5 protein-coding genes are annotated in these 6,362 nt (G+C 34.9%); all 5 read left to right on the top strand.

Annotated elements, in window-relative coordinates; translation table 11 throughout:
* Positions 1-112: 112 nt before the first annotated feature.
* Positions 113-1,018, top strand: a complete 906-nt coding sequence (locus tag MP478_RS20365; RefSeq protein WP_257201490.1) for an NAD(P)/FAD-dependent oxidoreductase — start codon at positions 113-115, stop codon at positions 1,016-1,018.
* 311 nt (positions 1,019-1,329) lie between these two features.
* Entirely contained in the window at positions 1,330-2,595 is a 1,266-nt protein-coding gene (gene glyA / locus MP478_RS20360) for a serine hydroxymethyltransferase (RefSeq protein ID WP_230040444.1), read from the top strand.
* Positions 2,596-2,654: 59 nt separating this feature from the next.
* On the top strand, positions 2,655-3,113 hold the full coding sequence (locus MP478_RS20355) for a regulatory protein RecX (protein ID WP_257201489.1): 459 nt from the start codon (positions 2,655-2,657) through the stop codon (positions 3,111-3,113).
* A gap of 27 nt (positions 3,114-3,140) precedes the next feature.
* Entirely contained in the window at positions 3,141-4,277 is a 1,137-nt protein-coding gene (locus MP478_RS20350) for a DegT/DnrJ/EryC1/StrS aminotransferase family protein (protein WP_257201488.1), read from the top strand.
* 128 nt (positions 4,278-4,405) lie between these two features.
* Positions 4,406-6,334: a nucleoside-diphosphate sugar epimerase/dehydratase gene (locus MP478_RS20345; protein ID WP_257191816.1), complete on the top strand. Its 1,929-nt coding sequence runs from the start codon at positions 4,406-4,408 to the stop codon at positions 6,332-6,334.
* Positions 6,335-6,362 lie beyond the last annotated feature (28 nt).

The following is a 6,362-nucleotide window of genomic DNA, read 5'->3' as shown; positions in this document are numbered from 1 at the left end:
TAAGCAATAAGCAATAAGCAATAAGCAATAAGCAATAAGCAATAAGCAATAAGCAATAAGCAATAAGCAATAAGCAATAAGCAATAAGCAATAAGCAATAAGCAATAAGCATATGGAAAGTAAAAAATTTGACGTAATCATAATAGGAGGAAGCTATGCCGGATTATCAGCAGGAATGGCCCTGGGCAGATCGTTAAGAAATGTTTTAATCATAGATAATGAAAAACCTTGTAACAGGCAGACCCCACATTCACATAACTTTATTACACACGACGGAAAAACTCCTAAAGAAATTTCAGATGCCGCAAGAGAGCAGGTGAAAGCATATCATACTGTAGAATTCTATAATGGGACTGTTGTGAAAATAACCAGGGAAGTTGATGGTTTTAAAGTAGAAACATCTTATAATGGGGTTTTCCGGGCTAAAAAACTTATTCTGGCTTCCGGAGTGAACGACCTAATGCCTGATATTTCAGGATTTGCTGAATGTTGGGGAATCTCCGTAATACACTGTCCATATTGTCATGGTTATGAAGTAAAAGATGAGGTGACAGGAATTCTTGCAGATGGGGAGATGGCTTTTGAATTTTCAAAACTGGTTTTTAACCTGACTAAAAAGCTAACCTTATTTACCAATGGGAAAACTAAGCTCACCCCGGAGCAGGTTGCCAAATTGAACCGGAATGGAATCATCATCAATGAAGATGAAGTTCAAAGTATAGAACATGAAAACGGATATATTCAGAACATAATTTTTAAAAACGGAAAAATGGCTCCGCTAAAAGCTTTATATGCTAAAATACCTTTTGAACAAAATCTGAATGTCTCGGCTGATTTGGGGGTTGAATTAACGGAGCAGGGATTTATAAAGGCAGATTTTATGCAGAAAACAAATGTTCCCGGAGTTTTTGCCTGTGGAGATAATGTTACCATGATGCGGTCTGTAGCCAATGCTGTTGCGCAGGGGAATTTTGCAGGAGCTGTTGCCAATAAAGAGCTTTCGGAAGAAGAATTTTAATAAGTTCCATACAGCATGTGGATCTTATCCAGGGTGAAGATTAAAAATAATTCTGACTGCTGCTTTATGGATGAAAAATCGTTGAATAGTTGAATGTCTGTTTCTCAAATACAATTACAACAGAGGATGTAGTTGGAAAGGCTCATAATCAGATTAAAAATTATGGTCAGTTTATGACAGAAAGATTATAATTATACATTACCGGTAAGGTTTTACAACACTTAGGGGCTAAAAATCATATAATTTGATGCTGAAACCTCAAGGGAAATTCCGTACATTTGGGGTGAAAAATTTCAAAAACTAAAAGTAAAATGGATATTATTTTTGACCTGATTGAAAAGGAAAGACAAAGACAAGCCCATGGATTAGAGCTTATCGCATCAGAAAATTTTGTTTCTGAAAACGTGATGAAAGCAATGGGAAGTGTACTGACAAATAAATATGCTGAAGGATATCCCGGAAAAAGATATTACGGGGGATGTGAAGTGGTAGATGAGGTTGAAACATTAGCCATCAACAGAGCAAAAGAACTTTTCGGAGTAGATTATGTGAATGTTCAGCCACATTCCGGTTCTCAGGCCAATGCAGCCATTTATCTTGCTGTTTTGAAAGCTGGAGATAAAATTATGGGAATGGACCTTTCAATGGGAGGACACCTTACTCATGGTTCTGCAGTGAATTTTTCAGGAATTCAATATGAAGTGGTTTCTTACGGTGTAGAAAAAGAAACAGGGCTTATTGATTACAACCAAATGAGGGAAGTAGCTTTAAGAGAAAGACCAAAAATGATGATTGCAGGTTTCTCAGCATATTCAAGAGATCTTGATTATGTTAAATTCAGAGAGATTGCAGATGAAATTGGAGCAACACTTTGGGCAGATATAGCACATCCTGCTGGTTTAGTAGCTAAAGGATTATTAAACTCGCCATTTGAGCATTGCCACGTAGTAACTACTACTACACACAAAACATTAAGAGGTCCAAGAGGAGGTATGATCATGATGGGGAAAGATTTTGAAAATACTTATGGTCACAAAACTCCAAAAGGAGAAACTAAAATGATGAGCCAGGTATTGGATGGAGCTGTATTCCCGGGAATACAGGGAGGGCCGCTGGAACATGTGATTGCCGGTAAAGCAGTCGCTTTCGGAGAAGCTATAGATGGACAGTTTGAGACATATGCAAAGCAAGTTAAAGCTAATGCCCAGGCATTATCCAAAGCAATGATCGACAGAGGGTTTGATATTGTAAGCGGAGGCACAGATAATCACCTGATGCTTGTAGATCTTAGAAACAAGGGAGTAAATGGTAAAGAAACTGAAAAAGCATTAGTACTTGCTGATATTACTTGTAACAAAAATATGGTTCCTTTTGATGACAAATCACCATTTACAACATCTGGTATCAGACTAGGAACAGCAGCAATTACAACAAGAGGACTTAAAGAAAATGATATGGATACCATTGCCGGATTTATTTCTGATGTGGTAGACAATATTAAAAATGAAGAAGTTCTTACATCTGTAAGAAAGAAGGTTAATGAATTAATGGAAGGAAAAGCTCTATTCAATTATTAATATAACAGAAAAAATATAATACAAAGAATGAGCGCCCGCTCATTCTTTTTTTTGCAGATATGGAAAAGAAATCTTTTACTTTTGATGAAATTAAGATGAAATTGGTGAACTATTGTGTTTATCAGGACCGATGTCATGCCGAAGTAGAGCAGAAAATGAGAGAATTTCTACTTATTGAGGAAGCAAAGGAAGAAATTATATTGTATCTTTTAAAAGAAAACTATCTGAACGAAGAAAGGTTTACACGTAGTTATATCCGCGGTAAGTTTTATATCAAGCACTGGGGGAAGAATAAAATCAAAATGCATCTTAAACAGAAACAGATCTCTGAAAAACTGATCAATATGTGTTTTGATGAAATTTATGAAGATGATTACATGAAAACCATTACAAGAATCTATGAAGATTATTTCTCTAAACAGACAGGACTTAAGGAATATCAGAGAAAATCAAAAACTATAAAATATTTAATGAGCAGAGGTTTTGAATATGAGAAAATAAATGATATTTTTGAATAAACATAAATTAAACAACAAACACACAAATTGAAAAAGAATAAGATCTTGCTTTCACCTCCACACTTAGGAGGTAGTGAGTTACAGTATATACAGACTGCATTAGATACAAACGGAGTTTCTCAGTATGGTTCAAACATAGATGGGTTTGAAAAAAGACTTGAAAACTATCTTGGAAAAGACTCCTTTGTGACCGCTTTGTCCTCAGGGACAGCAGCAATACACCTAGCATTGAGACTTTTGAATGTAGAAGAAGGGGATTTTGTGATCTGCCAGTCTTTTACTTTTGTGGCTTCTGCTAATCCCATTCTTTATCAAAGAGCAATTCCTGTTTTTGTAGACAGTGAGGCTTCTACCTGGAATATGTGTCCCAATGCTTTGGAAGATGCTGTTAAATATTGTCTGCAGCAAGGTAAGAAACCGAAAGCAATCATTGCCGTATCTTCATATGGAATGCCGTTTATGGTAGATGAAGTCCTTGAAGTTTCCAGGAGATATGAAATTCCTGTTATTGAAGACAGTGCCGGAGCTTTGGGCAGTACATACAAAAATAGACCTTGTGGAACATTTGGAGATTTATCTGTGATTAGTTTTAACGGGAATAAGATTATTACGACTTCAGGTGGGGGAATTTTAATATCTAGAAGTAAAGCAAATAAAGAAAGAGCTTTTTCCTTTTCTACCCAAGCCAACGAAAATAAAGACTATTACAGTTATTCAGACATAGGATATAACTACAGGATGAGTAATATCTCTGCAGGAATAGGAATAGGGCAACTGGATGTTTTAGAAGACAGGATATTAAAAAGAAGAGAAAACCATGAGTTTTATCAGGGTATCTTTGAAAATGATGAAACCATCAATCTTTTGGAAGAGCCAGGTGAAGATTTTTTTTCTAATTATTGGCTGAACACAGTCACCATTGAAGGAAATAAGTCTGGAATGACAAAAGAAAAATTAAAAAAAATATTTTCTGAGAATAATATAGAAACCAGGTATTTATGGAAACCTATGCATTTGCAAACCCTATATAAAGGGTATAGGTTTTTTGGGAATAATATTTGTGGTATGCTTTTTGAAGCGGGTTTATGCTTGCCGTCAGGGTCCTATCTTTCTGTGGAAGATAAAAATAGAATTGCAGATGTCCTGAAAAATCTAAGAAAGTAAAATTATTTTTTAGATTTAGGATATTGATGATATTTTATTTTAATTTTGCACGAATGATTCAATGTGAGTTGAATTAAGCGGCTAGAAATTGTATCACATTTAATAACATATGAACACCAATCAAGACAATGTATAACTCTCTTAGAAAAAAAATATTTGGAGGAGATAATGTTGTCAATCTCTCAGATGTAAGATATCTTCCCAGATGGATAATACTTGTAATAGATATTATTATTTTGGTAATATCCTTATTTCTCTCTACGTATATCATTGAAAAAATTACCCAAAAAGAGTTTATTTATCACGAAGAAAAAAGTATTGTTTTTGCTTTTATCATTCTGGTAAATACAGCATTTATGTATTTTTTTAAAACATATGCAGGGATTATCAGACATTCCACATTTATAGATTTATTTAAACTTCTTGTTTCCTGCTTCTCTACATTATTTGTCGTTGCGACAATTAATCTGATGTATTTCTGGGTTACCGGAGGAAAATTCATTTTAACACCCTATCTTGTTTTATACTTCGTTATATCCTTTATGGGATTATTTCTTTTTAGACTCTATGTCAAAGAATTTTTTCACATTGTCAGAGAGTACAGGAGAAGTACTTTGAAAAAAAGAATCCTTGTATTGGGGATTGATGAGCAGTCTATTGCTATTGCAAGGGCTATTTTAGATAATCCCAACCTTCCTTACCAGGTGGTAGGATTCCTGACTCAAAGAACGGATTCAAAAAGAGCTTCACTTTTAGGGAAACCTATTTACGCAAAAGAAAAAATAGAAGAGAATACTAAAGATGATCTTCTTGTTGACGGGGTTATTATAGTAAAAGAAATGATGGCTAAGGATGAAATGAATTCCTGGGTGAATTTATTTCTGGAAAAAGATCTGAATGTTTTTAAAGCCCCTTCAGTGCAAAAACTGAGAGATAGTGATCTGGGAGGATCAATCAGAAATCTTCAAATTGAAGATTTGCTTAACAGGAAGCCTATAAAAATTGAAAACGAAGAAGTCAAAAGCAGACATTACGGTAAAAATGTACTGGTTACTGGTGGTGCTGGTTCTATTGGTAGCGAAATTGTAAGACAGGTTGCTCAGTTTACACCTTCTTTAATTGTTGTATTAGATCAGGCTGAAACGCCGTTATATGATATCGAGCTTGAAATGAAAGACAAGTTTCCTCATATCAGGTTTAAATTTGTTCTTGCAGATGTTTCAAATATACATAGAGTAGAGCCGCTATTTGAGATGTATAATTTCTCAATGGTCTATCATGCTGCAGCTTATAAGCACGTGCCTCTTGTTGAAGATAATCCTAATGAAGCGATTCGGGTGAATGTTTTGGGTTCAAAAAATATTGCTGTTTTATCCAGTCGTTATAAAGTAAACCGATTTGTGATGATTTCTACGGATAAAGCGGTAAATCCTACTAATGTAATGGGAGCTTCTAAAAGAGCTGCAGAGCTATTTGTTCAGTCTTTACAACATGCTGAAGGAAATTCAACAAAATTTATTACCACAAGATTTGGAAATGTTCTGGGATCAAACGGTTCCGTTATTCCACATTTTAAAAAGCAGATTGAAGCTGGAGGACCTGTAACAATCACACATCCTGATATTGTAAGATATTTTATGACCATTCCTGAGGCTTGTGAACTGGTTCTTCAGGCTGGAACAATGGGGCAGGGAGGTGAAATTTTTGTTTTCGATATGGGTGAGCCGGTGAAGATTCTGGATTTAGCCAGAAGAATGATTAAACTATCGGGATTTGAACCCAACATTGATATTAAGATTATTTACACAGGACTTAGACCGGGAGAAAAGCTATACGAAGAGCTGTTAAGTGATAATGCAAAAACTCTTCCTACCCATAATGAAAAGATCATGATTTCTAAAGATCCTACCATGTCATTTTCAGAAATAGAGAGTCTTGTCCAGTTGATCGGAGAGGCTTCTGTCAATAAAGAAAAAGTAGAAGTTGTTAAGATTTTAAAGCTAATAGTACCTGAATTTATAAGCAATAATTCGATCTACGAGGTTTTAGATAAATAAAAAAAAATATAAGTGTATATTTGCACAA

This window comes from Chryseobacterium sp. WG14, from assembly GCF_024586945.1.
In the GTDB taxonomy this organism is placed as follows: Bacteria; Bacteroidota; Bacteroidia; order Flavobacteriales; family Weeksellaceae; genus Chryseobacterium.
This window is presented reverse-complemented; position numbering and strand designations above follow the sequence as displayed.